This is a genomic window from Vibrio sp. 2134-1 (assembly GCF_033339495.1).
Genome location: NZ_JAWOUS010000543.1, coordinates 1 through 646, shown reverse-complemented (window position 1 = coordinate 646; position 646 = coordinate 1). Strand labels below are relative to the sequence as shown.

Sequence of the window (646 nt, the reverse complement as noted above, 5' to 3'; positions counted from 1 at the left end):
AAATTGCTGGGTTGCATGTCACTAAAGCCGGCTTTAGTTTTGATGTCGCTGCGAATGGTGAGGAAGCGGTCGACATGTTCAGAACATCCCAATACTGTCTGATTTTGATGGACTGCATGATGCCGGTGATGGATGGGTTTGAGGCAACAAAACAGATCCGCCAAATAGAGCTGAAAGAAAATCGAACGTTCCGCATTCCTATCATCGCGTTAACAGCAAGCGTTGTTGATGACGATATTCAAAAGTGTTTTGACGTCGGCATGGACGACTACGTACCAAAACCGTTTAAGGCGGATTTACTCAAAGAGAAACTTGATAAAGCCGTTGGGTTGCGACTTCCCGTAACTGTATCGACAAAGCTCAACCAATCAAGCTTGCCCGCTTTTGAAGAACCCGAATTTAAACAACGCGTTGGTGAGACGTTAAGTGCTGCGCCAATGCGACGTGAACGGATTTTATTGGTGGAAGATAACCGAGTGAATCAAAAAGTTGCTTCTTTACTGTTAAGCAAGGCTGGCTATCAATTTGAAGTCGCGGAAAATGGCCAGATCGCAGTGGAGATGTTCCAGCGCGATGGTGGCTTCGACATCATTTTAATGGACTGCATGATGCCAGTGATGGATGGTTTCGAAGCAACGAAACAGAT

Annotated in this window: 1 protein-coding gene; it reads left to right on the top strand. The window is 45.7% G+C overall.

From position 1 onward, the window contains the following. On the top strand, positions 1–646 hold a 646-nt coding region (locus R7R78_RS27125; RefSeq protein WP_225474738.1), incomplete at both ends, for a response regulator.